This is a genomic window from Butyricicoccus sp., assembly GCF_977037065.1.
The window spans coordinates 123843-149747 of record NZ_CDRQNY010000002.1; the positions used below are offsets into that span (position 1 = coordinate 123843).

Genomic DNA, 25905 nt, shown 5'->3' on the forward strand with positions numbered 1-25905 from the left:
GATAGGAAAAATTCACGGAGTAATTACGGATTACTCATTCCTGATTATTCTTAAGGCAACACCACACAATTAAAGCTGCGGCGCTTTGCGGAAATTTTGTGTCCTGACTTTGGCTTCGGTTCCTTGCGCGAGTTCCGTCCGCGCTGCCGAGATTTCACAGTAATACATTAAGTATTACTGCAAAACCGCGCCTCGTCGGTACACAAAATTTGCTCGCAAATCGCTCTTGTTCAATTATGCGGTATTGCCTTAAAGCTGTTCGCGGATCAGTGCGCCCATCTCGGAGGTGGACAGCACCTTCTCGCCCTTTGCGGCGATGTCCGCGGTGCGGTGGCCTGCGTTGAGGACATTCTCAACAGCGGTTTCGATGGCGTCTGCCTCGTCCTTCAGACCGAAGGAGTAGCGCAGCATCATCGCGCAGGACAGGATGGTAGCAATCGGGTTTGCGATGCCCTTGCCTGCAATATCCGGCGCGGAGCCGTGGATCGGCTCATACATACCCTTGCCGTTCTCGTTCATGGAAGCGGACGGCAGCATGCCGATAGAGCCGGTGATCATGGAAGCCTCATCGGACAGAATATCGCCAAACAGGTTGCCGGTCACGATAACATCGAACTGACCCGGATTGCGGACGAGCTGCATCGCACAGTTGTCAACATACATATCGGTGTACTCGACCTCCGGGTACTCGTCCTTGATGCGGTGCATGGTCTCGCGCCATACGCGGCTGGTTTCAAGCACATTTGCCTTGTCTACCGAGCAGACCTTCTTATTGCGCTTCATCGCCATCTCAAAAGCACGGCGGCCGATGCGCTCTACCTCATAAACCGAGTAGTTCATGTCGTCCGCGCCGGTCTCGCCCCAGCCCTTGTCGCTCTCGCGGCGATAGTGCTTGCCGAAGTAAACGTCGCCGGTCAGCTCACGGCAAACGAGGATGTCGAAGCCGTCCCCGATGATTTCCGGCTTGATCGGGCAGGCATCAGCGAGTGCCTTGTGCATCTGCGCCGGACGCAGGTTAACGAACAGGCCCAGTGCAGAGCGCAGACCGAGCAGTGCCTTCTCCGGACGCTTGGCGCTCGGCACATCGTCCCACTTCGGGCCGCCTACCGCGCCGAGCAGCACGGAATCCGCATTCTTGCAGATCTCGATGGTTTCATCGGTCAGCGGAATGCCGTTCTTGTCGATCGAGCAGCCGCCTGCGAGGACCTCCTGAAAATTAAACTTGTGACCGAACTTCTTGCCGACCTTATCGAGCACGAGCATAGCCTCGGATACGATTTCCGGGCCGATGCCGTCGCCCTTAACAACAGCAATATTGTATTCCATGGGATTATGCCTCTCTCTCCTTGAGCGACTTGAGCAGGCCGCCTGCCTTGATGATATTCTGGATAAACGGCGGGAATGCAGCTGCCTGCCAGCTCTCGCCCTTGGTAACGTCGGTAATCACGCCGGTGTCGAAGTTGACCTCTACCTCGTCGCCTGCATCAATGCCGTTCGCCGCTGCCTCGCACTCGAGGATCGGCAGACCAATGTTGATGGCGTTGCGGTAGAAGATACGCGCGAACGAGGACGCGATAACGCAGGAAACGCCGTTCTCGCGGAGAACAAGCGGTGCGTGCTCACGGGAGGAGCCGCAGCCGAAGTTGCGGGTTGCGACAACGATGTCGCCCGGGTGCATATTCTTTACGAAATCCGCGTCGATGTCCTCCATTGCGTGGGTGGACAGCTCCTTCGGGTCTGCAATATTCAGATAACGTGCGGGGATGATAACGTCGGTATCGACATTATCGCCGTACTTGAAAACCTTGCCTTTTGCGTTCATGGTATGTGTTTCCTCCCTTACTTCAGGTCGTCCGGTGCGCAGATATAGCCTGCTACCGCACTTGCGGCAGCGACGGCCGGGCTTGCCAGATAAATTTCCGAGGTGATATGACCCATACGGCCTACAAAGTTGCGGTTGGTGGTGGAAACCGCCTTCTCGCCATGCGCCAGGATACCCATATGACCGCCGAGGCACGGGCCGCAGGTCGGCGTGGAAACGATAGCGCCAGCCTGAATGAAGATCTTGGTCAGACCCTCCTCGATGCACTGCAGGTAAACTTCCTGTGTTGCGGGGATGATGATGGTGCGCACATTCGGATTTACCTTGCGGCCCTTGAGGATTTCGGCTGCAACGCGCATATCGTCGATGCGGCCGTTGGTGCAGGAACCGATGACCGACTGCTGAACCTCAATATGACCGAGGTCGTCAATGGTCTTGGTGTTCTCCGGCAGATGCGGGCACGCAATGGTCGGACGAAGTGCAGACAGGTCGATCTCGATGGTCTGCTCGTACTCGGCGTCAGCGTCGGCCTCGAATGCGGTAACCTCGCGGTTTACGCGGCCCTTGATGTAATTCATCGTCTTGTCGTCTACCGGGAAGATGCCGTTCTTTGCACCGGCCTCGATGGCCATGTTGCAGATGGTGAAGCGGTCGTCCATGGACAGTTCGTGTGCGCCCTCGCCAACGAACTCCATCGACTTGTACAGAGCGCCGTCCACACCGATCTTGCCGATGATGTGCAGGATGACGTCCTTGCCGGATACCCACGGGCTCAGCTTGCCGGTGAGCACAAACTTGATCGCGCTCGGCACCTTGAACCACGCCTTGCCGGTCGCCATGCCTGCGGCGAGATCGGTAGAACCGACGCCGGTCGAAAATGCGCCCAGTGCACCGTAGGTGCAGGTGTGGCTGTCCGCGCCGATGATAAGCTCACCGGGAGCGGTCAGACCTTTTTCCGGCAGCAGCGCGTGCTCGATGCCCATTGCGCCAACGTCGAAGAAGTTTACGATGTTGTACTTCTTGGAGAACTCGCGGCACTCGAGGCACTGCTCAGCGGACTTAATATCCTTGTTCGGTGCAAAGTGGTCCATTACGAGCGCGATCTTCGTGTTGTCGAACACCTTGTCGAAGCCCGCCTTCTCCATCTCGCGGATGGCAACCGGACCGGTGATATCGTTTGCCAGCGTGAGATCTACGTTTGCCTCGATCAGCTGACCTGCCGTTACGCTTTCCAGACCCGCATGCTTTGCGAGGATCTTCTGCGTCATTGTCATACCCATAACAGCGTTCCTCCTGCTGAATTAGTCGTTAAAATACTTGTTAATGCCGTTGATGTACGCCTTGATGGACGCCTCCATAACGTCAACCGATACGCCGCGGCCGGTAACAACATCGTTGCTGCCGTCTACGCGGATCTTGACGATAGCCTCGCTCTGTGCGTCCTCGCCGTCGGTCAGTGCGCGCAGCGAGTAATCCTCCAGAACGATTTCCTTGCCGATGATCTTGTCGATCGCATGGAACGATGCGTTGATCGGGCCGTCGGAAGCGGCAGCGCGCTCGAACATCTCGTCGCCCTTCTTGACACGGATAACAGCGGTAGAGGTAATGGTGTTGCCAGAGTTGATAACAAAGCGGTCGAGCGTATAGCGCTCCTCGCCGGAAACCGGAACAGCACCGATCAGACCCTCGAGGTCGCGGTCCTTGATGACCTTCTTCTTGTCGGCCAGAACCTTGAACTTCTCGAATGCCTTTTCGAGCTTCTCATGGTCGAGCGTGTAACCCAGCTCATGCAGACGCTCCTCGAAGGCGTGACGGCCGGAGTGCTTGCCGAGCACGATCGCGTTCTTCGGGATACCGACGGATTCCGGAGTCATGATCTCGTAGGTTTCCTTGTTGGCCATTACGCCGTGCTGGTGGATGCCTGCCTCGTGTGCGAACGCATTTGCACCGATGATCGGCTTGGTCGGTGCAACAGCAACGCCGGTAATGGTCTGGATCATGCGGCTTGCACGGTAGATTTGGGTGGTCTCGATGTTGCAGCCGATACCGAAGTGATCGGCACGGGTCTTGAGCGCCATGACGCACTCCTCCATGGAGGCGTTGCCGGCACGCTCGCCGATGCCGTTGATGGTGCACTCGATCTGGTCAATACCGGCCTCAACGCCTGCCAGCGAGTTGGCAACGGCCATGCCAAGGTCGTTGTGCATGTGGCAGGACAGGATTATGTTCTCGATGCCCTCGGTATGCTCACGCAGGTACTTGATGCGGGAGGCGTACTCCTGCGGGATCATGTAGCCGACGGTATCCGGAATGTTGATGGTAGTAGCACCGGCCTTGATGGCAGTTTCAACGACGCGGCACAGGAAGTCGAGGTCGGTGCGGGTTGCGTCCTCAGCAGAGAACTCGATGTCCGAGCAGAACTTCTTGGCGAAGGCCACGTTATGTGCTACGGATTCCAGCACCTCATCCGGCGTCATCTTCAGCTTGTACTCCATGTGTACCGGACTGGTTGCCAGGAAGGTGTGAATGCGGGCAGACTCTGCACGGCGAATGGAGTTCCATGCCGCCTCGATGTCCTGCTCACGGCAGCGTGCCAGCGAGCAGATGGTAGCGCCGCGTACAGTATCAGCGATTGCTGCGATAGCAGCAGCATCGCCGGGCGAAGCAGCGGCAAAGCCTGCTTCAATGATATCAACCTTGAGGGCTTCGAGCTGCTTTGCAACCTCGATCTTCTCATTCAGGTTCATGCTGCAGCCGGGAGACTGCTCACCGTCACGCAGCGTCGTATCAAAAATCTTAACTGTTCTTCCCATGGTATCTTGTCCTCTCCTATTCAGAATTTTACCGGGTTTACAGGGACAAAAAAAGCTCCGTCCCTTAATCCAATCATTAAGAGACGAAGCGAAAGCTCCGCGGTACCACTCTTGTTGCCGCAGTATGGTGCGACCCCTCTATGCACATCTGACAATGCGCTCCCCTGTAACGGTGGGTATCCGTTCCCTCCTACCGGTCCGAAGGACTTTCAGCGGACAGCTCCCGGGCGAGTTTCACTGCTTCCTGACGCTGCCTTACACCAACCGGCAGCTCTCTGCGGACGGGGGTGACAATTACTTTACCCGTTCATCACCTTTATCAATATGTTTTTATATTAGACCTCTGAGCCGCTGTTGTCAAGACTTTTTTTAAGGCAGCGCCGGGCATACTGCACCGCAAACAGATTTGACAAACCTTCTCCAATATAGTAAAATAACACTGTATACAGGAAAACGCTGTTTTCCTGAGCGCATCTGTTAAAAGCTGTGAAGAGAAGAGTACGCAGTGAAGTACGTCAAAGCGAGTTCCGGGCGGTGAAAGCGGAGCGCGGAGGGCACTGCCGAACATGGTCTTGGAGCTTCGCACCGAACTTACTTTGTAATAGTATGCAAGGCTGCGGCGGCAAAGTCCTGCCGTTATCGAGGACGATGGGTAGCATCCTACCCGCTGAGGCGCCTTTCCGCGAGGAAGGCGTAAAGCAAGGTGGTAACACGGAAGGTTTGTCCTCCGTCCTTGCAGTGGCAAAATACAGGCCATTGCAGGAACGGAGGATTTTTTGTTCCCTGTTCCCTGCTGTCACGCATAAAACATATTTATATATGTAAGGAGAGAATACACGAATGGACAAGAAACCCTATTATATCTCAACGGCGATCGCCTATACCTCGGCGAAGCCGCACATCGGCAACACCTACGAGATCGTGCTGGCCGACGCTATCGCACGCTACAAGCGTATGACCGGTTACGACGTTTATTTCCAGACCGGCACGGACGAGCATGGTCAGAAGATTCAGGAGAAGGCCGAGGCAGCCGGCATCACGCCGCAGCAGCACGTTGACAAGGTTGCCGGTGAGGTTAAGACCATCTGGGATCTGATGAACACCACCTATGACAAGTTCATCCGCACCACCGACCCGATGCACGAGAAAAAGGTGCAGAAGATCTTCAAAAAGCTGTACGATCAGGGTGATATTTACAAGGGTGCGTATAAGGGCAAATACTGCAAGCCGTGTGAGTCCTTCTGGACCGAGAGCCAGCTGAAGGACGGCTGCTGCCCGGACTGCGGCCGCCCGTGTGTAGACGCTGAGGAGGAGGCATACTTCTTCCGCATGAGCAAGTACGCCGACCGCCTGATGAAGCACATCGAGGAGCACCCCGAGTTCATCCAGCCGGAGAGCCGCAAGAACGAGATGGTAAACAACTTCCTCAAGCCGGGTCTGCAGGACCTGTGCGTTTCCCGCACCTCGTTCAGCTGGGGCATTCCGGTAGACTTTGATCCGGGCCATGTTGTTTACGTTTGGCTGGATGCGCTTACCAACTATATCACCTTCTGTGGCTACGATCCGGACGGCAATCACGATGAGCACTACAAGAAGTTCTGGCCGGCGGACGTGCACCTGATCGGCAAGGATATCATTCGCTTCCACACGATTTACTGGCCTATCTTCCTGATGGCGCTCGGCGAGCCGCTGCCCAAGCAGGTATTCGGTCATCCGTGGCTGCTGGTCGGCGACGGCAAGATGTCCAAGTCGCTCGGCAACGTTATCTACGCGGACGATCTGGTTCGCCTGTTCGGTGTGGATGCCATCCGCTACTACGTTCTGCACGAGATGCCGTTCGCAAATGACGGTGTGCTCTCCTACGAGCTGATCTGCGAACGCATCAACTCCGACCTCGCAAACGTGCTCGGCAATCTGGTCAACCGCACGATTGCCATGACCAAGAAGTATTTCGGCGGCATTGTTCCGGCGCCGACCGCACCGGAAGCACTTGATGACGAACTGAAGGCAGTCGCACTCGGTCTGCCGGCAGCTGTTGAGAAGAAGATGGATACCCTGCACGTTGCAGACGCCATCGACGAGGTATTTGCACTGCTGCGCCGCTCCAACAAGTATATCGACGAGACCATGCCGTGGGCGCTCGCCAAGGACGAGAGCAAGCAGGCGCGTCTGGGCACGGTGCTGTACAACCTGCTCGAGGCCATCCGCTTTGCCGCTGTTGAGCTGAAGCCGTATCTGCCGGACACCGCCGACAAGATTTTCGCACAGCTGGGTGTTGAAAACAAGGGCGTTGAGAGCCTGACCTCGTTTGACGGCATGCAGCCGGGTCAGCCGGTCGGCGAAGCCTCCATCCTGTTCGAGCGCATCGACATTCCGAAGAAGCTCGCTGAGATCGAGGAGGAAAAGAAGGCTGCCGAGGCAGAGCAGAAGCCTGCAGTTGAGTTCCTGCCGGATATCCCGTTTGACGATTTCTGCAAGGTCGATATGACGGTCTGCAAGGTCCTCGCGTGCGAGAACGTCAAGAAGAGCAATAAGCTGCTCAAGTTCCAGCTGGATGACGGCTCGGGCACGCCGCGTCAGATTCTGTCCGGTATTGCCAAGTATTACAAGCCGGAGGAGCTGGTCGGCAAGACGGTCGTCGCCGTTACCAACCTGCCGCCGCGCAAGATGATGGGTCAGGAGTCCAACGGCATGCTGCTTTCCGCCGAAAAGGACGAAAAGCTCAACCTGCTCATGCTGGACGACAGCATTCCGGCTGGCGCTAAACTGTGCTAAAATAAACACACTTTACAACGGATTCCGCAGGGCGGGGTGCCCTCACCCCGCCGAACATAAACGGGAACACTCGGTTGCAACGGCGGGCTGAGGGCAGCCCGCCCCACGAATGGGTTAACAGATGTGTTATCCCATGTATAATTTCGCACACACTACAATCAACAATTTAGGAAGCGAAAATTATGACAAGAGGGCGAAATGCAATGTGGATCATTTATGCGCTGCTCTCTGCGGTATTTGCCGCACTGACAACGATTTTAGCCAAAATCGGCGTGGAAAATGTGGACAGCACGCTTGCTACTGCTATCCGAACCGCTGTGGTGCTCGTGATGGCATGGGGTATGGTCTTCCTGCTGGGAAAACAGGGCGGCGTAAGCGCAATCGGCGCCAAAAGCTGGGTATTCCTTACCCTGTCCGGACTGGCGACCGGCGGTTCGTGGCTGTTTTACTACAAGGCCCTGCAGATGGGCGAGGCCAGCCGTGTGGCCCCGATCGACAAGCTGAGCGTTGTTATCACGATGATTCTGGCGTTTGTTGTCCTGCATGAGACTGTGACGCTCAAGGGCGTGATCGGCGGCATTCTGATTGCGGCAGGCACGCTGTTTATGATTCTGTGATATATTTTAAGCAAAAGAGTTAAGAACAGAGTGGAGAGTGAAGAGTGGAGATTTATGTTTTCTGCACTCTCCACTCTTCACTCTGTTATTGAGGGTTTTACATGCACAAAAAATACTTCTTTTTTGATATTGACGGCACGCTTTCCACCGGTCTCACCACCATGATGCCGGAAAGCGCAGTAAAGGCACTGGCGCAGCTTCGTGCGAACGGCCACTTTACCGCCATTGCGACCGGACGGCTGCAGGCATCTGCGGCAGCCGTTGCCGCGCGCTACGGCTTCACGGACATTGTAGCGGACGGCGGCTGGAGCGTAACGCACAACGGCGAAATTGTCGAGATGGAGTCGCTGCCGGCGGCCGACTGCATTGCGCTGATCGAGCGGCTCGAGCAGGCCGGTATTCCGTGGGCGGTGTCGCCGGAGAATGAGAAACTATGCGTAACAACGGATAAAAATTTTCTTCCGTATGCACCGGAGAACTACTTCCCTGTTCTGTGGGACCCGCATTTTGATTATCACAGACTGGAGCATCTGTACAAGGTTTACTACGTCTGCGCGCCTGATGAGGAGAATCATATTGACGCAGGTGGTCTGCCGCTTGTGCGGTACAATCCCCATGTGATTTTCGTTGAGCCGAAGGAAAAACAGCGAGGTATTCGCTATTTTCAGCAGCTTTTATCCATTCCGGATGAGGATATTGTAGTGTTTGGCGACGGTATGAACGACATCTGCATGTTCGGTCAGGGATGGCTGTCGATTGCGATGGGCAATGCCCGCGCCGCGCTCAAGGAGAAAGCGGATTACATCACAACAGACGTAGATAAGGACGGACTTTGGAACGCCTGCAGGCATTTCGGCTGGATTTGAGGAAGGTTTACTATGCTTTTTGATACACATGCACACTATGACGATGAACGGTTCGACGAGGACCGCGATACGCTGCTGACTTCCATGCCCGAGAACAATGTCGGCCTGATTCTCAATCCCGGCTGTGATGTGGAAAGCTCGCGCAAGGCGGTCAGCTACGCGAATAAATATCCATTTGTATATGCGGCGGTCGGTATTCACCCGGAGAACATCGAGGACGGTTGGGAGGCTGATCTGGAGACCATCCGCGCACTGGCACAGAACGAAAGCAAGGTTTGCGCCATCGGCGAAATTGGTCTTGACTATTACTGGGAAAAAGACGAGCGTGCGCGTGCGCGGCAGCAGGTTGTATTTGCCCGCCAAATGGAGCTGGCGCGTGCACTGCACCTCCCTGTCATCGTGCATGACCGCGATGCGCACGCCGACAGCATGGAGATCACCCGTCGGTATCCGGATGTGATCGGCGTGTACCACTGCTATGCCGGTCACGTCGAAATGGCACGCGAACTGCTGAAACTCGGCTATTATCTGTCATTTACCGGTGTTATCACATTCAAAAATGCCAAAAAGGCGAAGGAAGTCATTCGTGAAGTGCCGATTGAGCGACTGATGATCGAGACCGATTCGCCCTACATGGCACCCGAGCCGTTTCGCGGCCGCCGTAATTCCTCGCTGTATGTGTATCGCATGGCTGAGACTATCGCGGAAATCAAGGGCATAAGTGCCGCAGAGGTTGAACGGATTACAACCGAAAACGGCAGACAGCTGTTTGGTATTTCCGGGTAAGATAGAGCAAAACAGGGACAAGAGGTAAAACCTCTTGTCCCTGTTTTGTATGTCGGGTGTTGACAGAAAAGATGCAGGTGCAAATCGTTGTCTCGCTGCGATTTTATAATTTCAAGTGCATGAAATCAATTAGCGGTTTTGGAAATGTTTTACCTCTGCAATTCCAGGCCTTTGCAATAAATCGAAAAATTCATTAATTACGTTGTGCCTTTGCATAGGGTATTTCATGCCAGTTCGTCTTTTGCAAAATGTAAATGTAACTGACGCCTTTGCACGTGATAGCGCCACAAAAAATGTACATCTATCTTCATCTGGCTGATTTCTAAAATTCCAAAAAGCAGAATCCTCTAATCCAACAAAGTATACAGCATTGTATTCTAATCCTTTACTTTTATGAATTGTCATGATAGGGACGGAATGATCTCCGCGAAAGTTTTCAATCGCTAGGTTCCATACTTCGTGTGCGGCTACATATTCCTCAAAAAAGAGACTTTCAAATTGGTTGATTACATCCATAAAGTAAGTACCTTGTTTATACGCCGGGAATTTCGCCTTTATATTCCCAATGCCAAAAAAATTAATGATACTATTCAAAGTACTGTGCCACTGCTCTGTATCAAACTTTTGCTGTATGTTCTTCTTTACAATGTTCACTACAGCAGACAGTTTCCTCTGCATTTCATCAAAGGTATCACTTTCCCGCATCCCGCTAATTCCCCAAAGCTCAACCAGTGACTCTTCTATAAAAGTCCATTCATTCGGTTGTTTTCTGCTTTCAGCACATATCATGAATTTGATAAGCAAATCTACTATTGGTTCTTTGATAAGGTTCTGGTAGCCAGTTTCAATGCGCGCACGCACGCCGTGTTGCTCCAACTTCTCAATAATCGCTGAAGCGTAGTCCTGTGGCTTTTGCTTGCAGAGAATACAAATATCGTGTGGCTCTACACCATTTGAGATTTTCGATAGTATGTCCTTCGATACAGCAGAAGCCTCCAGTTGTTCATTGTCTGCAATAAAAAGTGCAATGTTCCCATCATTCTCGGCCCAGTTGTCAGAAACACATACTTCTGTCGCCTTCTCTTTCAAAGACTCATACATTGCCTTTTGCAATGCAACTAATCTAGGCGCAGAACGATGATTCATTGTCAAGCGTACACCTTTCGGATTCAGTTCCCTATAAAAGTCATTAAATATTGTTTTTACGGCCCCGGCCCATACCATGATTCGCTGCTTGTTATCTCCCACAGATGTTATCTTGGTACCAGAACCCCAAAAGCACTCCTTTACAAACGCATATTGAATTGCCGTTGTGTCCTGAAACTCATCAAGGAACACAAATGAATACGTCATTTGTAACGCTTGCTTAATATACGGGTTCGTTTCAATGATATACACGGCAAGCATCATGATCATCTTAAATGTCAGAGTTGCTTTATTTCCGTTAAATCCCTTTAATAATAGTGGCCACACTTTATACCCTAATCCATCTCCTGTTAAAGGAAGACTAATTCGTGACAGAATATCATCATATTCCGTTTTCAGTTTAGACTGCGTGAAGCCATTGGGGTTTTTGAATCCAACGCAATGAAACGCTGCATCAATTATATCGGGATCATTCACCAGGTAATCGGTAGCTGGGCAAAGTTCGTCGGGCAACGCATATAGGAAATGGTCAAGGATACTTTTGGCAAATGCATCGTATGTCATTGATATGAATCTACCTTTTACCTCTGTGCTACATCGTTTTTCCACGCGTTCTTTCAGATTTTGTGCAGCATCCGTTTTGAAACTGATAGCAAGTATCTTTTGAGGCTCTCTGCACTGATTTGTCTGAAACAGAAATGCCGCTTTTTGCGCCAACAATTCCGTTTTTCCTGCGCCAGGTCCTGCAACAACAAGTACATGTCTGTCGCTGCAGCGAACGGCCGTATCCGCAGCTTCCTCCAACGAGATTCCGTCGCAAGGTAACCATTTGTCAGGATGCACAATTATCATTCTTATCACCTTTTAGAATGTGATCAGCAGTTTCAATTAAACGTTGCAAAACTGGCGGTATATTTTCTTTTAACTCCTCGTCACTTAATTGAGATAGTGCCGCAATATGTGTAGATGGTTTTCCTCTGTTCAAGAAGAAATATGTGTACCATACCATAAGCTTTTGCTGTTCGGGTGAGTAGGTATGTCCATCACCACCTTCTTCTTTTAGTGTATTTTGTATGTCTTTTTGAATTCGAGTTTCATATTCCGGATGCGCCTCGCTATCATTCTCAATTGTTGTAATGAGCGTTCGTTTTTTCTTTTCCTTTTGGATAATATCAATACGAGGGCCTTCAGATGCATCTAATGTCCGTTTATATACATTTCCTATTTGTTCCAACATCATAAAATCAATATCCAGCGGCGCAGAAAAGAACACATTATATTCTTCAAGCGAATCTATCCAAGTCTGCATTGTTACAATATCAGATACATTCCAGTCAGACATTTTTTTAAACTGAGCATCAGTTAGTATTCCATCTTGGGTATTGAGCAGTTCTTCCTTGTTATACCCATTTGCAATGAGCTGTTTAAGCACATATTGGATTCGCCCCCAGCCACCACCATCTCTTTCTCGATCTAAATCGAGCAATGTAATATGCGGAATTTCCAAATCATTTAGCAATCTCCAGAAGTGGTTGACATGCCGACCGCCGAGCGGAACAATTGATATTCCGCTGACATCTGTGCTACCATTCATGGCTTCCCAATACTTCGGCAGGATAATTTCTTCACTATCGCCCTCTCCCAGAATAACGAGTTTTGCAAAATACAGTTCCGGATAGGCTCTCACCGCTTCCTTAATATATTTATATTGATCCTGCATACGTTCTTCATCCGGCAGGGTGATGCATCTTACTCTTGATTCCAACAACTCCCTATCTAATCTAAAATATCTGAGATTTTCCGGATCAATCCGCTTAACAATCGAAGGAGAATGGGATGTCATAATTGCCTGCGCATTGTTTTTTTCTGCAATATCCTTCAAATTCCCCACCAATTTCCCCAGCAGATGTGGAGCGATGTGATTTTCAGGCTCTTCAAGTGCTACAATTGTCAAAATAGGTGGTTTTCTATTGAAAGAGGTATGTTCTGGATCTGTCTCTATTTCTCTCACCATTTGCCCTTCAACATCCAATATGCTGTCAACCAGAGATATATAGAATAGAGAGCGCAACCCATCTCCCATCTGGTCTATCGTATATTCTTTTCCCGTTTCTGTCGGTTCAAAAACAACCTCTGTTTTTCTAATAGATGTTTCAATATCAGTGCTGTTGAATCTTAAGCTGGCTGTCGAATATCGCTCATCAGAATCATAGATTTTCCACTGCTTTCCCAGCGACGCGCCAAACATGGAAACGCCTTTTTCTCCTTCAAATTGTTCATTCAATTCCTTGATTTTAGTTTTAACGTTCCCTTTTGTTTTCTCGCTCCAGTTGATGCTGCTCATGATCTGATACATCATCGTACCAGATGCATTTTTCAGTTGCTTAGACGGATTTCTAACTGCTGGGACATAAATCACTCGAATCTTATCCAGATCCCGTCGAGACGCATTTGTTCGATTGCCTTCTTCAATTTCAGCAAACTCCGGACAAGTAATATAACTTATCTTGCTGTCAATCGAGCCGTCAATAGTATTGCTTTTTTCCCATGTGGCCTCAAGACGGATTCGTAGATACGGCAGTCCGCTAGGATTATCAACAACAAAGTGTTGATAAAAGATAGGTATAGTATATTCTCCACCATTGCTTCCTGACTGCAATTCTTCAAATTCAAATATTGCTTCTATATAAAGACTTTGCTGTTCCATTTCATCTGGGAGTATATCTTTTGGCAAATGGAAATCACTTCTGTGTAGAATATGATCATTACTATTTTCAGAAAACATACAATTAAGGGCTGACAGTGCAGCAGTTTTTCCCGCACTGTTATTTCCAATAAATGTCGTTAGTTGATCAATTAAGATGACCTGCTCTTCTGAGCCAAAGCTTCTATAATTCTTTAATTTCAGTTTAGACAGTTTCATTCTAATCTACCTACCTTAACGAATTATTTCCTATGATATACAATGAGTATATTTTCAATTATTAACTTCTTCAATCAAAAAAGTCTTATGCATTTAATCGCCTATTTTCTTAAAGTATACCTCCATTCTTTCCATTTGTCTATATTATACAAAGTCATTTAGAATGCATCGGTTATATTTATTAACATGTTCTCTGATCACTATCTAATTCGTAAGATAAGCTGATTAAAAAACAATTCGCGCCACAAGCGATTATGGAATTATTCTAATATTCACTCTTTATGCTATCCTTGATTGGTAAAGGAGGGCATCACCATGAAATATTCAAACGAAGAAAAGCTATTCATTGTTGCACGCTATCAGCAAGGAGAAAGTGTTATCGCTCTTTCCAGTGAATTCAGTATCCCGCGCAGCACCTTATATCGGTGGCTTAAATCTTTTCCGACAGGCAGCTCGGGCAAGCCATTGAAATTTTCCTATCAAGAATACGCATTACTCCAGCGCAAAGTTGAAAAATTGCAGAATATCATCACAATTTTGAAATCTGTTGATTGTCTGGTATCCGCACCATTAAAGGAACGGCTTCATGCTTTAGAGCCGTTTTATGGAAAATATGAAGTTCACACAATATGCGAGGCGCTGGATGTTGACCGCGGTACATTTTACAACCATATGTTACGCAGCAAGCGCGGCAACGCTTGGTTTGATAAACGTCGCCAAGAATACTGCCAGCTCATCCGTGATGTGTTTGACGAATATAGGCAGGTGCTGGGTGCAGAGAAAATTCGGACGATTCTCGTTCAGCGTGGATACCAAGTCAGCGCGGAATATGTTTCGCGACTCATGCGTGAAATGGGCTTAAGCAGCGTTCGGACGACGGCGAAGCAGGAATATCTAAAGCTGCGTGAACCGGAACGAAAGAAAAATATCCTGCGGCAACAATTTAACGCTCAGCAGCCAAATCAACGATGGGTCAGCGATGTCACCTGTTTTAAACTTGGGGATCACTACTTTTATATTTGCGTGATTATCGACCTTTTCTCACGCAAAGTGATCGCACATAAGGTTTCAAAAAAGAACAGCACCCAACTTCTCACAGCAACATTTAAAATGGCGCATGAAGAACGCCATCCCCCATCTGGTCTTATTTTTCATAGCGACCGTGGAGCGCAATATACCTCTCACCGGTTTCAACAGCTTTTGCATAAATACAATACGAAGCAATCCTTTTCTCAGCCCGGCAAGCCGCATGATAACGCGGTCGCAGAATCATTCTTCGCATCGTTGAAAAAAGAAGAACTCTACCGGAAAAATCATCCTTCCGATAGAGCATTTCAAGCCAGTGTAGCTTCCTATATTGAGTTTTACAATACCAAACGACCTCATCGCACATTGAAAATCTGACGCCATGCCAAATGGAAGAGAGCTGCTGTGCAACTGTTAAATGAGACATCCGTGTTCGAATCGCCTAATTTGCTCGTTTTCTACTACGTTTTGAGACGGTTTGTATTTTCGTGTCTCATATTTGCTTCAGCGCGCCACTCACTGAAATCCCTGTCATACCAAGACTTTCAGGACATAAAATGACCCTACCCAATCCTCAAGTCTCATCGACTTGTTCGAATTGGGTAGGGTCATTCATTTTGGTGGAGACGGTGGGGATCGAACCCATGACCTCTTGACTGCCAGTCAAACGCTCTCCCAGCTGAGCTACGCCCCCGATTCAGCTAATAAACTTTGCATAAAAATTATAACGCAACGGATTGGTTAATGTCAAGCACAGAGTATCTGGCAGTATCACCGAAATCGAAAAGTAAAAATTGGTAGTGCTGCCAAAAATTTAGGCGGAACTGCCAAGTTTTATCCTCTCCTGTTAGCTTTGCAAACCGCTTTCTGTTATACTGTTTGCATAAGGAAGTGACAGCCATGTATTTCGCGTACGGACAGACCGAAACCGACTATCTCAAGGCCAAAGACAGCAGACTTGCCGCTGTCATCGACCGGCTCGGCCATATTAACCGAACAGTGGACACCGACCTGTTTTCCTCGGTCGTGCACCATATCATCGGGCAGCAGATTTCCATAAAAGCACAGGCGACCATCTGGCAGCGCATGCAGGACGCGCTCGGCACGGTAACCGCCGACAGCATCGCCGCAGCCGGTGTTCCCCTGCTGCAGTCGCTCGGCATGACCTTCCGCAAGGCGGAATACATCACGGATTTTGCCGAAAAGATACGCAGCGGCGCTTTCAATCTGGAAAGCGTGAAGTACATGAGCGACGCGGATGCAATCTGCGCACTCAGTTCGCTTAAGGGTATCGGCGTATGGACTGCCGAGATGATCCTGCTGTTCTGCCTGCAGCGGCCGAACGTGTTCAGCTACGATGATCTGGCGATCCAGCGCGGACTGCGCATGGTATATCACCACCGCAAAATTGACCGCAAACTGTTTGAGAAATATCATCGGCGATTCAGTCCGTACTGCAGCGTGGCCAGTCTGTATCTATGGGAAGTCTCCGGCGGTGCGATACCGGGTATGCGCGATTATGCGCTTGTAAACAAATAAAAATCCGTTCCGGCTGCTTCTTCACGGAACGGATTCATCAGAAAATGGAGTGTTGACAGACACCTGCTTTTCCGTTGTCTGCACATATATAGTAGCGATATTTTCCGCGTTTGTCAACCTTTTCAGCGTTTTTTGTGCAACGTTTTAACCCGATTCGTCAAAATTCGCAATTCATCGACCGAATCAGCAAATTTTCGGTTAAAAATACCGTATAGAGAAAGTCCCGGACAGCCTTCCGCTGCCCGAGACTTGGGGTGACTTTATGTTTCTTGGTAAACGAATTATTCCCACTCAATCGTAGCCGGCGGCTTACTGGTAATATCATAAACAATACGGTTTACGCCGACAACCTCGTTTACGATACGGCTGGAAGCCTTATCGAGTACCTCGTACGGAATGCGCGCCCAGTCAGCGGTCATGAAGTCGCTGGTGGTTACGCCGCGCAGCGCGAGTGCGTAATCGTAGGTGCGGCTGTCACCCATAACGCCTACGGTGCGGGTGTTGGTCAGAACGGCAAAATACTGGTTGATCTCCTTGTCCAGACCTGCATTTGCAATCTCCTCGCGGAAGATTGCGTCTGCCTCACGCAGAATGTCGCACTTCTCCTTGGTGATCTCGCCGGTAATACGGATGCCGAGACCCGGACCCGGGAACGGCTGACGCATAACCAGCTGCTCGGACAGGCCCAGCTCAAAGCCAAGCTGACGAACTTCGTCCTTGAACAGCATGCGCAGCGGCTCAATGATCTCCTTGAAGTCCACGAAATCCGGCAGACCGCCTACGTTGTGGTGGCTCTTGATGACAGCGGCATCGTCCTTGCCGGACTCGATCACGTCCGGATAGATAGTGCCCTGTGCCAAATAGTCGATCTTGCCGACCTGCTCACCGATCTGCTTGCCCATCTTCTCAAACGTGCGGATGAACTGTGCGCCGATGGCCTTGCGCTTGTCCTCCGGATCGGTCAGACCCTTGAGAGCGCCGAGAAATGCGTCCTCCTCGTTCATGCGGATCAGGTTGATGTCCCACTTGGAGAAAGCTGCCTCAACCTCATCACCCTCGTTCTTGCGCATCAGACCGTGGTCTACGAATACGCAGGTCAGCTGATTGCCGACTGCCTCAGCCAGCAGGGCCGCTGCAACCGAGGAGTCAACGCCGCCGGACAGCGCCAGCAGAACCTTGCCGTCACCGACCTTCTCGCGGATGGCCTTGATGGAGCTGTTCTTGTAGTCACCCATGGTCCAGTCGCCCTTTGCATGGCAGACTTCATACAGGAAGTTCTTCAGCATGAGCGAACCGTTCTCGGTGTGGTTTACCTCCGGATGGTACTGTACGCCGTAGAAGCCGCGCTTCTCGTCAGCGATGGCAGCAGTCGGGCACATATCGGTGTGAGCGACCAGCTCGAAGCCCTCCGGCACCTTTGCCATGTAGTCGCCGTGGCTCATCCAGGAAATGCCCTGCTCCGGCAGACCCTTGAACAGCTTGCAGTCCGTGTTGTAGAAGGTCTCGGTCTTGCCGTACTCGCGCGCGGTGTCCTCCTGTGCTGCGGTTACCTCGCCGCCGAGGGTATGCGCCATAAGCTGGCAGCCGTAGCAGATGCCCAGAACCGGTACGCCCAGCTCGAACAGAGCCGGATCACACTTCGGGGATTTTTCCTCGTAAACGCTGTTCGGACCGCCGGTAAAGATGATGCCAATCGGATTGAGCGCCTTGATCTCCTCAATCGAGGTCTTATAGGGCTTGACCTCACAGTAAACATTATGTTCGCGGACGCGTCGTGCAATCAGCTGATTGTACTGACCGCCGAAGTCGAGCACCAGAACAAGCTGATGATTTTCCATCGCCAATCTCCTTTCTGTTTTCCCAATGTATATATAATAGAATTATGCCACATTTCTGCGTTTTCGGCAAGGGCTTTTGCGGAATTTTCCGTTTCCCGACAGGAAGAAAACATACACAGACCGGAATTCTGCCGATCCGGTATAAAATTTAACAGCCGCGTGCATACTTTCCGATAGAAGAAACGACCGGAAAGGGTGAAGGATTTTGAAAAACAGGCAGATTCGCATCATTGCGGTGCTGCTCGCAACCGTGCTCGCCTATGCGGGACTGATCGGCGCTGCCGCCGTAACCGCGCAGGCGGCGGACAATGCACCGGTGGTGCAGCCGGTCACGGCGCAGACCTGCGTGGATATCGCCGTGGAGGCCAGACTGTCCGCGACCGACGCGGATAACGACGTAGTGCTCTATCAGCTTACCGAAAAGCCGCGGCTGGGCACAGCGAAGATCGAGGGCAGTACCTTATATTACACACCGGGCCGCAAAGCCGGACGCGACAGCTTCCACTATACCGCCGTGGATGCCGAGGGAAACACAGCGCAGCCTGCCGCTATCACGATTGAAATTAAAAAGAATAAGACCGGACTCACCTACTCGGACATGGACGGTGATCCGGCGCATTACGCGGCAATCTATCTATCGCAAAAGGGTGTAATGACCGGAGAAACCATCGGCAGCTGTGCGTTTTTCCATCCCAGCCGAGCGGTAACACGCAGTGAGTTCATCGCCATGACAGCCGCCGCGGCAGACCTGTCCATTGAACCGACAGACCAGACCGACTTTGCGGATGACAGCGGACTTTCCGCGTGGGCCAAGCCGTATATCAGCGCTGCAGCCGCAAACGGACTGGTCAGCGGCTACGCGACCGTCTCCGGCGTAAGTGAGATTCGCGGCGAGAAAACCATCACAACGGCCGAGGCAGGCGTGGTGCTCGACCACCTGCTTGACGGCACGCTGAGCGGTGTGCAGTACGCTTGGTCGATGTCCGACCATTCGCCGCAGGACTGGGCGCAGCCTGCAATGAGCCGTCTTGAACGGGTCTCCGTGCTCACCTCGGCGCAGGCGCAGAATCCCGAAACTCCGCTCGACCGCCGAACGGCGTGCGAAATGCTGTACCGCGCACTGATTTTGCTGGATTCTTGACGAAAATCAGCAGCAGTGATACAATAAAGCAGGGAGAAGCTTGGACTTCTCCCTGCTTTTTCTGATTTTGAAAGGACTGTATTCGTTTGCAGCAAATCGACTTTTCTCAGGGCAGCATCCGCCGCAGGATACTTGCGGTGGCCACACCGATGCTGATCGCGCAGCTGCTCAATCTGCTGTATAATATTGTAGACCGTATTTATATCGGCAAGATCCCCGGCGAGGGCACGCTTGCGCTGGCGAGTATCGGCTTGTGCTTCCCTTTTGTGACGCTCATTACCGCGTTTGCCAATCTGTTCGGACTGGGCGGTGCTCCGCTCTGCGCGATGGCGCGCGGCAAAGGCAACCGTGAAGGCGCACAAGGCATCATGGTCAACGCCGGCTTTATGTTGCTGCTGAGCGGTGCCGTGCTGACCGCGCTCGGCATCGCGTTCCATCGCCCGCTGCTGTACCTATTCGGCGCCAGTGAGGTAACGTACCCGTATGCGTCCTCGTACATCGTGATTTACTTGCTCGGTACGCTGTGCGTCATGCTGTCGCTCGGTCTCAATCCATACATTAACTGTCAGGGCTTTGCCCGAACCGGCATGCTCACCGTGGCGCTCGGCGCGGCAGCCAACATCGTGCTCGACCCGATTTTCATTTTCGCACTGCACCTTGGCGTGCGCGGCGCTGCTATCGCAACCGTACTGTCGCAGTTTCTGTCTGCTGCATGGGTTGTCAAGTTTTTAACCGGCAAAAAAGCCGAGCTAAAGCTGGATTTCCGCGGTTTCCGTCCGGACTGGCACTGTATCCAGCGCATTACCGTGCTCGGCATCGCCAGCTTCGTCATGTCGTTTACGGATATGCTCGTGCAGGTGGCGTGCAATTCCATGCTGCGCGGTTTCGGCGGAGACCTGTACATCAGCGTCATGACCGTACTTAACTCCGTGCGCCAGATTGCACAGACGCCGGTGCTCGCCATCGCGGACGGTGCATCTACCGCCATCAGCTACAACTACGGCGCCGGTCTGTACAAGCGCACCCGGGATGCTATCCGGTTTATGACGCAGATTGCTATCGGATATACCATGCTTGTCTGGATACTGGTCTCTCTTTTCCCTGCCCTGTTCATCCGCATTTTCAATCAGGATGCGGAACTGGTCGCGGCGGCTGTTCCGGCGCTGCACATTTACTTTTTCGGCTTTGTGATGATGGCGTTCCAGTATGCCGGTCAGAGTACGTTTCGCGCGCTGGGCCGGGCGAAATACGCGGTGTTCTTCTCTCTTTTGCGCAAGGCGTTCATTGTTGTGCCCCTGACTTTGCTGCTGCCGTACTGCTGGAATCTCAGCGTGAGCGGCGTATTTGCGGCAGAGCCGGTGTCCAACTGCATCGGCGGTCTGGCGTGCTACTTGACCATGCGGCATGTGGTGATGCCCGAACTCAAAATGAAAAATTGAAGATGGAGGATGGAGAATGCATAACCAGTCGCAGAATGCTTCGTTTATCTTTCCGGATTTGGGACAGAGTGGTCAGTGACTGCTGTCTGTTCCGGCGTTTGTCGCCGAAAACGCGCGAGTCTATCAGGCTGAATTTGACAAATGGCTGCAGTCATCGACCGAGCATGATTACTGGGTTACTGCGCCGGACGGCACAAAGGCACTTTGCTTCGACGGCGCGGAAGCCTTTGCGACGTGGCTCAATCAATATGTTCTGCAGGATTCCGAGGTCAAAGCACAGCGCATTCCAACGCTTTATTTTTAATAGGTAAACCCGAAAAGGGAGTCGGACAAATCCGGCTCCCTTTTCTGCATTGCGAGGGGAAATCAGCATCACTTTCGCTGGAAGGACTTACAGTCGGTGCACTGATCCATCGTTGGATTAGCCTCGTGCGTGCCAACGGTAATGCTGTCCAGCGCACAGTAAGAAGCGGTCGGACAATGGTTTGCGCACTGCTCCACCGTGCAGTGGATAGACTTGTTGCAGCGATCGTTACTCATAGAGAATGACCTCCTTTTGTGATTTCGGTAATATTATCTCACTCGTTTCCACAAATTATACTTTGGAATTGCGGAAATGCTTTCCGTTGTGCTATACTAAAACAAAAAACATTACAATAAAGGTTGTGATATTCATGCAAAAGGGAGATTCCGCGAAGCTCAAGCTGCTGCTGGCAGGCATTTCAGCACGGCTGACCAAAAACCGCGATTTTTTTGTGCAGGCAGACTGCACCCTGGTTTCCGGCAAAAAGAAATTTGACGCAAAGCTGTCCCGCGCGGACGAGGACTACACGCTGCATTTTCAGGGCAGCGACCGCCGCGTAGACGCGGCTGAATTCTGTACCTTCTTTGCCGAGCAGGCCGAGAAATACGACGAGAGCGTGCTCACCTACACCGAGCGCAGCACGGTTGTTACGCTGTCCGTGACGGCACGCGGCGTGCAGATGAAGCAGGCCGAGCGCGAAGCGACCGCCGAGGAAAAGGCGGCTGCCGCCAATCCGCTGCTCGACAGCGGCCGGCAGTACCTCATTCGTGTCGATCAGGCGGCAGCGCTGCTGCGCGAGATCGGCATCCTAACCGCAGACGGCAAGCTGAAAAACGACATGATCCGCAAGTACAATCAGATCGACCACTACGTCGAACTGGTTGCGCCGATGTTCGAGCAGGATGACAGCGACGAAATTGTGCTGCTGGACTGCGCCTGCGGCAAGTCCTACCTCAGCTTTGTCATGAATTACTATATCCACGAGGTGCTGCATCGTCGCTGCCGTGTTATCGGCGTGGATATCAAGGAGCACGTTATTGATGAGAGCCGTGCAATGGCCAAGCGTCTCGGCTATCACAATATGACGTTCATCTGCGCGGACCTGCGGACGTACCAGCCGCCGAAAAACGTCACCGCTGTGATTTCGCTGCACGCGTGCGACATTGCGACCGATCTGGCTCTTGGCACAGCTATCCGCGCCAAGGCGAAATACATCGCGTGCGTGCCGTGCTGCCACAAGGAACTGCTCGATCAGTACACCATGCCCGGACTCGAGCCGCTGACCAAATTCGGCGTATTCAAGGCGCGCTTTAACGATGTGCTGACCGACAGCATGCGTGCGCTCAAACTGGAAGCCGAAGGCTACAAGGTGTCTGTCGTTGAGTATATTTCGCCGCTCGATACCCCGAAAAACCTGCTCATCCGCGCAACGCGAACTGGCAAGGTAAACAACCGCGCGAAAGCCGAGTACGATGCCGTGCGCCGCACGCTCGGCACGACCTCTGAGCTGGACCGCCGGTGCGCGGAACTCGACAACGAGTTTTTCGTCACCGATGAGGATTTGATGGGTTAATTCCCCTGTTTTTGTTTTCCATGTACATTTTAGGCAATCTGCCGGATACGATCTTGTTCTTTGTGTAAATCTGCATTATAATTTTTGTATACTCTCACGGAGGTGATGCCTGTGAAACCACCCGACAAAGGCCTGCTGCTCTCATCGCATGTGGACTTTACCATTCCGTCTCCGTTTGCACGGGAGCACCTGTATTATCTCATTCAGTACGGACGCTACCAGTGCGTGCCCGGCTATGAAGTGAAGCGTGATTTTCTGGATATGTACCTGTGCGCGTATGTGCGCAGCGGTTCGCTGCACACCTTCTGCGGAGAGCAAAATGCGGACGCTGCCGCCGGACAGCTTGTACTCATGGACTGCCGCCTTCCCCACCGGTACTACGTCACCGAGCCGACCGAGCTTCTCTGGTTCCACTTTTCCGGCGGCGAAAGCGCAGCCTATGTCCGGCTGCTGACCGATGAGCACGGCATCTGTTTTGACGGAAACCACGAGATTTCCCGGCATTTCGAGCAGATTTTCCACTATGGAGACAAGCAAGTGTACAACGAGCACCGCATTTCGGTCTGCATTCAGTCCGTACTGTGCTGTCTGGCTGTGCCGGACACCAAACCGGATATTCCCGAGGTGATTCGTCCAGCGGTCGAGTATATTGCCGAGCACTTCCGGGAAGAGGTCACGCTCGAAATGCTTGCCGATTTGTGCCACGTCAGCGTGACGCACCTCATCCGGTGTTTCGCCAAGTACATCGGCTTTCGCCCGCATGACTATCTGCAGGAGCAGCGTCTGCGCCACGCAAAGGTGCTGCTGACCGGTTCGGCGCTCTCCATCGAGCAGATTGCCGAGCAGAGCGGCTTCAACAGCGCAAGCCACTTTTCCCGCGTGTTCCGCAGCCGTGAAAAAATGACGCCGAGCAAATTCCGCTCCATGAACTTCTGATGTTAATTTCTGCATAGAAGTGGTTAATTTCCTGTCGTGACTCTGTGTGATTTTGTTCTATAATAGAGGCATAAAGAGAGCCACGAAGAACAACAAGGAGGCACGGATCATGGAGAAGAAAAATATTGCGGTAGGTATCATCGGTGCGGGCGGCTTTATCGGTCAGGAGCACCTCAAGCGGCTGACCAAGCGGATCGACGGCGCTGCTGTCACCGCGCTGTACGATATCAATAAGGAAAAGACCGACGCGCTCGCTGCCGAGTACGGCGCGGAGAGCATGGAGAGCGTGGACGCGCTCATCGCGTCCGACAAGGTGGACGCCATCGTCATCACCGCATGGGACGGCGTTCATGCCGAGGTGACCAACAAGGCCATCGCTGCCGGCAAGCCGGTATTCTGCGAGAAGCCGCTGGCAACCACCAAGGCGGACTGCGCTGAGATCGTCCGCAATGAGCAAGCCGCCGGCAAAAATCTGGTGCAGGTCGGCTTTATGCGCCGTTACGACCCGGATTACTGCAAGATCAAGGCCATTCTGGATTCCGGCGAGCTGGGCAGGCCGCTGATGGCGCACTGCATCAGCCGTACACCGCGTATCGCAGCCGGATTCACCAACGCCATGCAGGTAACCAACGTGCTCATTCACGAAATCGACCAGTTCCGCTGGCTGTTCGGCGAGGAGCTTGTCCGCGGTCAAATGCTGGCGGCACGCAACACTGCGTTCGCCGCTGACGGCCTGAACGACCCGCAGCTGGCGCTCATGTGGACCGAGAGCAACATCCTGATTGACGTAGAGTGCTCGGTAAACAGCTATTACGGCTACGAGATCGGCATGGAAATTGTATGCGAAAAGGGAACGATCCGTCTGCCGCTGCCTGCAGAACCGATCGTCCGTTCGCGTCTCAAGGTTGGCAGTGAAATTATGGACAACTGGGCAGAGCGTTTCCCGAAAGCTTACGACAACGAGCTGCAGCACTGGATCAACCATCTGCGCGGCATTGAGCTGACCGCAGGTCCGGGCAGCAAGGACGGCTTCGCAGCCTGCTGCATCGCGGATGCCATGATCGCATCACAGACCTCGGGCAAGGTGGAGACCGTAGACTTCACGATATAACATAAGGAGTAATTTTTATGCTGAAATTTGGTATGATCGGCGGCGGACTTGGTTCGTTCATCGGCAAGTTTCACCGCTGGGGCGCTATGCTGGACGATTCCGCGGAGCTGGTCTGCGGCTGCTTCTCCCGCAGCATGGATAAGAACCGCGCGACCGCTGAGGCGTATCACCTGCCCAACACCAGCCGCGTATATGCGGATTTCCGCGAAATGGCAGACAAGGAATCCGCTCGTGAGGACGGCATTGATTTCGTCTCCATCATGACGGCAAACGATACGCATTACGAGATCGCAAAGTGCTTTCTCGAGCATGACATCCACGTTATGTGCGACAAGCCGCTTGCACTGCACACCGAGGAAGCCGAGGAGCTTGCCCGCATTGCGGAGGAGCGCGGTCTGCTGTTCGGCATGACGTATTCGTACACCGGCTATGCGCTCATCCGTCAGGCGCGTGAGATGATCCGCGCAGGCGCAATCGGCGATATTCTGCACGTCCGCGTGCAGCATCCGGAGGATTGGGTCATTTCCGGTGCGGTTGACGGCAAGGTGGACACCTCGGCATGGCGTTTTCAGCCGAAGAAGGTCGGTTCCTCGCTGTGTGCAAACGATCTCGGCACACATGCAGAGCAGATGGTAACGCAGTTCACCGGTCTGCACGTCAAGCGCGTGCTGGCGATGATGGACACCTATCCGCGTGATCTGCCGCTCGATACCAACGTAAACGTGCTGATGGACTTCGGGGGCGGCGTGACCGGTACGCTCTGGGCATCCCAGATTGCGATTGGTCACGAGTGCGACAGCGGCATCTACGTCATCGGCACCGAAGGCTCGCTCGAATGGACTGCAACCGACTGCGACCACCTGATCTACACGCCGCGCAGCCAGCCGAGCCAGCGGCTGTCCGCCGGTGCAGACTATCTGCTTGATGCCAGCACGCGGCTTTCCCGCGTCGGTGCAGGCCATAACGAAGGCTTTATTGAGGCGTTCTCGAATATTTACCGTTCGTTCTGTAATGTGCTCTCCGACCGCAAGGCAGGCCGCGAGAATACGACCGACACCTTCCCGACTGTACAGGACGGCGTGCTCGGCGTTCGCTTTGTCGAGGCCTGTGTACGCAGCCATAAGGCCGGAGGCGTCTGGATGGACGTATAAAGCAGACCCCATCCCTCTTTGACGGAAGTCCCTCTGTATTGAAGGTACAGAGGGACTTCTTAATGTAACACCCCGGAAAATCTCCGAATAGATTGATAC

Annotated in this window: 20 protein-coding genes, 1 tRNA gene and 1 other annotated feature; of the genes, 12 read left to right on the top strand and 9 right to left on the bottom strand. The window is 52.3% G+C overall.

Going from position 1 to position 25905, the window contains the following annotated elements; all coding sequences use genetic code 11:
- Positions 1-249 precede the first annotated feature (249 nt).
- The 4 genes from leuB to ACWVX6_RS01470 are packed head-to-tail and all read right to left on the bottom strand — an operon-like array spanning position 250 to position 4635.
- A complete protein-coding gene (gene leuB, locus ACWVX6_RS01455) occupies positions 250-1326 on the bottom strand; it encodes a 3-isopropylmalate dehydrogenase (RefSeq protein ID WP_455152140.1) in 1077 nt (358 codons plus the stop codon).
- Between the two features lie 4 nt (positions 1327-1330).
- Complete coding sequence (locus ACWVX6_RS01460; RefSeq protein ID WP_117488093.1) at positions 1331-1822, bottom strand: 3-isopropylmalate dehydratase small subunit; 492 nt, start codon at positions 1820-1822, stop codon at positions 1331-1333.
- 17 nt (positions 1823-1839) lie between these two features.
- Complete coding sequence (gene leuC / locus ACWVX6_RS01465; RefSeq protein ID WP_455152141.1) at positions 1840-3102, bottom strand: 3-isopropylmalate dehydratase large subunit; 1263 nt, start codon at positions 3100-3102, stop codon at positions 1840-1842.
- 21 nt (positions 3103-3123) lie between these two features.
- Positions 3124-4635, bottom strand: coding sequence for a 2-isopropylmalate synthase (locus ACWVX6_RS01470; protein WP_455152142.1), 1512 nt, complete (start codon positions 4633-4635; stop codon positions 3124-3126).
- Positions 4636-4711: 76 nt separating this feature from the next.
- Positions 4712-4955 (bottom strand) — a binding site (T-box leader).
- A 520-nt stretch (positions 4956-5475) separates the two neighbouring features.
- Here ACWVX6_RS01470 and metG point away from each other — a divergent pair.
- The 4 genes from metG to ACWVX6_RS01490 all read left to right on the top strand — a co-directional run bounded on the left by metG (position 5476) and on the right by ACWVX6_RS01490 (position 9679).
- Complete coding sequence (gene metG / locus ACWVX6_RS01475) at positions 5476-7410, top strand: methionine--tRNA ligase (protein ID WP_117752003.1); 1935 nt, start codon at positions 5476-5478, stop codon at positions 7408-7410.
- 203 nt (positions 7411-7613) lie between these two features.
- Positions 7614-8027 (top strand): EamA family transporter, encoded by a 414-nt coding sequence (locus ACWVX6_RS01480; protein WP_455152167.1) that lies wholly within the window; start codon positions 7614-7616, stop codon positions 8025-8027.
- 101 nt (positions 8028-8128) lie between these two features.
- The gene (locus ACWVX6_RS01485) at positions 8129-8893 is read left to right on the top strand and encodes an HAD hydrolase family protein (protein ID WP_118761189.1); all 765 of its coding nucleotides are present in this window, start codon (positions 8129-8131) and stop codon (positions 8891-8893) included.
- Between the two features lie 12 nt (positions 8894-8905).
- Positions 8906-9679 carry a TatD family hydrolase gene (locus tag ACWVX6_RS01490; protein WP_118761188.1) on the top strand — a complete coding sequence of 258 codons (774 nt, stop codon included), beginning with the start codon at positions 8906-8908 and terminating at the stop codon, positions 9677-9679.
- 129 nt (positions 9680-9808) lie between these two features.
- On the opposite strand, the gene ACWVX6_RS01495 is transcribed toward ACWVX6_RS01490, so the two are convergent.
- Complete coding sequence (locus ACWVX6_RS01495) at positions 9809-11677, bottom strand: UvrD-helicase domain-containing protein (protein ID WP_118761187.1); 1869 nt, start codon at positions 11675-11677, stop codon at positions 9809-9811.
- Entirely contained in the window at positions 11658-13748 is a 2091-nt protein-coding gene (locus ACWVX6_RS01500) for an ATP-dependent nuclease (protein ID WP_455152143.1), read from the bottom strand. The genes ACWVX6_RS01495 and ACWVX6_RS01500 overlap by 20 nt, the downstream gene beginning before the upstream one ends.
- Positions 13749-14063: 315 nt before the next feature.
- Between ACWVX6_RS01500 and ACWVX6_RS01505 the strand changes: the two genes are divergently transcribed.
- Positions 14064-15152, top strand: coding sequence for an IS3 family transposase (locus ACWVX6_RS01505; protein WP_118761176.1), 1089 nt, complete (start codon positions 14064-14066; stop codon positions 15150-15152).
- A gap of 240 nt (positions 15153-15392) precedes the next feature.
- Here the strand turns inward: ACWVX6_RS01505 and ACWVX6_RS01510 are convergent.
- Positions 15393-15468: transfer RNA gene (locus ACWVX6_RS01510), tRNA-Ala, on the bottom strand.
- A 206-nt stretch (positions 15469-15674) separates the two neighbouring features.
- Between ACWVX6_RS01510 and ACWVX6_RS01515 the strand changes: the two genes are divergently transcribed.
- Positions 15675-16313 carry a DNA-3-methyladenine glycosylase family protein gene (locus tag ACWVX6_RS01515; RefSeq protein WP_455152144.1) on the top strand — a complete coding sequence of 213 codons (639 nt, stop codon included), beginning with the start codon at positions 15675-15677 and terminating at the stop codon, positions 16311-16313.
- Between the two features lie 281 nt (positions 16314-16594).
- Here the strand turns inward: ACWVX6_RS01515 and guaA are convergent, their stop codons facing one another.
- Positions 16595-18151: a glutamine-hydrolyzing GMP synthase gene (gene guaA, locus ACWVX6_RS01520; RefSeq protein WP_117491254.1), complete on the bottom strand. Its 1557-nt coding sequence runs from the start codon at positions 18149-18151 to the stop codon at positions 16595-16597.
- Positions 18152-18356: 205 nt separating this feature from the next.
- Here guaA and ACWVX6_RS01525 point away from each other — a divergent pair, with 205 nt between their 5' ends.
- On the top strand, positions 18357-19292 hold the full coding sequence (locus ACWVX6_RS01525; RefSeq protein ID WP_455152145.1) for an S-layer homology domain-containing protein: 936 nt from the start codon (positions 18357-18359) through the stop codon (positions 19290-19292).
- Positions 19293-19378: 86 nt separating this feature from the next.
- On the top strand, positions 19379-20731 hold the full coding sequence (locus ACWVX6_RS01530) for an MATE family efflux transporter (protein WP_455152146.1): 1353 nt from the start codon (positions 19379-19381) through the stop codon (positions 20729-20731).
- A gap of 372 nt (positions 20732-21103) precedes the next feature.
- On the opposite strand, the gene ACWVX6_RS01535 is transcribed toward ACWVX6_RS01530, so the two are convergent.
- On the bottom strand, positions 21104-21271 hold the full coding sequence (locus ACWVX6_RS01535; RefSeq protein ID WP_118761171.1) for a DUF1540 domain-containing protein: 168 nt from the start codon (positions 21269-21271) through the stop codon (positions 21104-21106).
- Between the two features lie 134 nt (positions 21272-21405).
- Between ACWVX6_RS01535 and ACWVX6_RS01540 the strand changes: the two genes are divergently transcribed.
- From ACWVX6_RS01540 to ACWVX6_RS01555, 4 genes are all read left to right on the top strand, one after another.
- Positions 21406-22608 (top strand): class I SAM-dependent methyltransferase, encoded by a 1203-nt coding sequence (locus tag ACWVX6_RS01540; RefSeq protein WP_118753596.1) that lies wholly within the window; start codon positions 21406-21408, stop codon positions 22606-22608.
- 111 nt (positions 22609-22719) lie between these two features.
- Entirely contained in the window at positions 22720-23544 is an 825-nt protein-coding gene (locus ACWVX6_RS01545) for a helix-turn-helix domain-containing protein (RefSeq protein ID WP_455152147.1), read from the top strand.
- A 109-nt stretch (positions 23545-23653) separates the two neighbouring features.
- On the top strand, positions 23654-24655 hold the full coding sequence (locus tag ACWVX6_RS01550; RefSeq protein ID WP_455152148.1) for a Gfo/Idh/MocA family protein: 1002 nt from the start codon (positions 23654-23656) through the stop codon (positions 24653-24655).
- 17 nt (positions 24656-24672) lie between these two features.
- Positions 24673-25806 (top strand): Gfo/Idh/MocA family protein, encoded by a 1134-nt coding sequence (locus tag ACWVX6_RS01555; protein ID WP_455152149.1) that lies wholly within the window; start codon positions 24673-24675, stop codon positions 25804-25806.
- The last annotated feature ends 99 nt before the right edge of the window (positions 25807-25905 follow it).

Coding starts and splice junctions, on each gene's coding strand:
- ACWVX6_RS01485 (WP_118761189.1), top strand. CDS start 8,129: ATGCACAAAAAATACTTCTTTTTTGATATTGACGGCACGCTTTCCACC.
- ACWVX6_RS01550 (WP_455152148.1), top strand. CDS start 23,654: ATGGAGAAGAAAAATATTGCGGTAGGTATCATCGGTGCGGGCGGCTTT.
- ACWVX6_RS01495 (WP_118761187.1), bottom strand. CDS start 11,677: ATGATAATTGTGCATCCTGACAAATGGTTACCTTGCGACGGAATCTCG.
- ACWVX6_RS01555 (WP_455152149.1), top strand. CDS start 24,673: ATGCTGAAATTTGGTATGATCGGCGGCGGACTTGGTTCGTTCATCGGC.
- ACWVX6_RS01500 (WP_455152143.1), bottom strand. CDS start 13,748: ATGAAACTGTCTAAACTGAAATTAAAGAATTATAGAAGCTTTGGCTCA.
- ACWVX6_RS01515 (WP_455152144.1), top strand. CDS start 15,675: ATGTATTTCGCGTACGGACAGACCGAAACCGACTATCTCAAGGCCAAA.
- ACWVX6_RS01490 (WP_118761188.1), top strand. CDS start 8,906: ATGCTTTTTGATACACATGCACACTATGACGATGAACGGTTCGACGAG.
- ACWVX6_RS01470 (WP_455152142.1), bottom strand. CDS start 4,635: ATGGGAAGAACAGTTAAGATTTTTGATACGACGCTGCGTGACGGTGAG.
- ACWVX6_RS01460 (WP_117488093.1), bottom strand. CDS start 1,822: ATGAACGCAAAAGGCAAGGTTTTCAAGTACGGCGATAATGTCGATACC.
- leuC (WP_455152141.1), bottom strand. CDS start 3,102: ATGGGTATGACAATGACGCAGAAGATCCTCGCAAAGCATGCGGGTCTG.
- ACWVX6_RS01535 (WP_118761171.1), bottom strand. CDS start 21,271: ATGAGTAACGATCGCTGCAACAAGTCTATCCACTGCACGGTGGAGCAG.
- ACWVX6_RS01480 (WP_455152167.1), top strand. CDS start 7,614: ATGTGGATCATTTATGCGCTGCTCTCTGCGGTATTTGCCGCACTGACA.
- ACWVX6_RS01505 (WP_118761176.1), top strand. CDS start 14,064: ATGAAATATTCAAACGAAGAAAAGCTATTCATTGTTGCACGCTATCAG.
- guaA (WP_117491254.1), bottom strand. CDS start 18,151: ATGGAAAATCATCAGCTTGTTCTGGTGCTCGACTTCGGCGGTCAGTAC.
- metG (WP_117752003.1), top strand. CDS start 5,476: ATGGACAAGAAACCCTATTATATCTCAACGGCGATCGCCTATACCTCG.
- leuB (WP_455152140.1), bottom strand. CDS start 1,326: ATGGAATACAATATTGCTGTTGTTAAGGGCGACGGCATCGGCCCGGAA.
- ACWVX6_RS01540 (WP_118753596.1), top strand. CDS start 21,406: ATGCAAAAGGGAGATTCCGCGAAGCTCAAGCTGCTGCTGGCAGGCATT.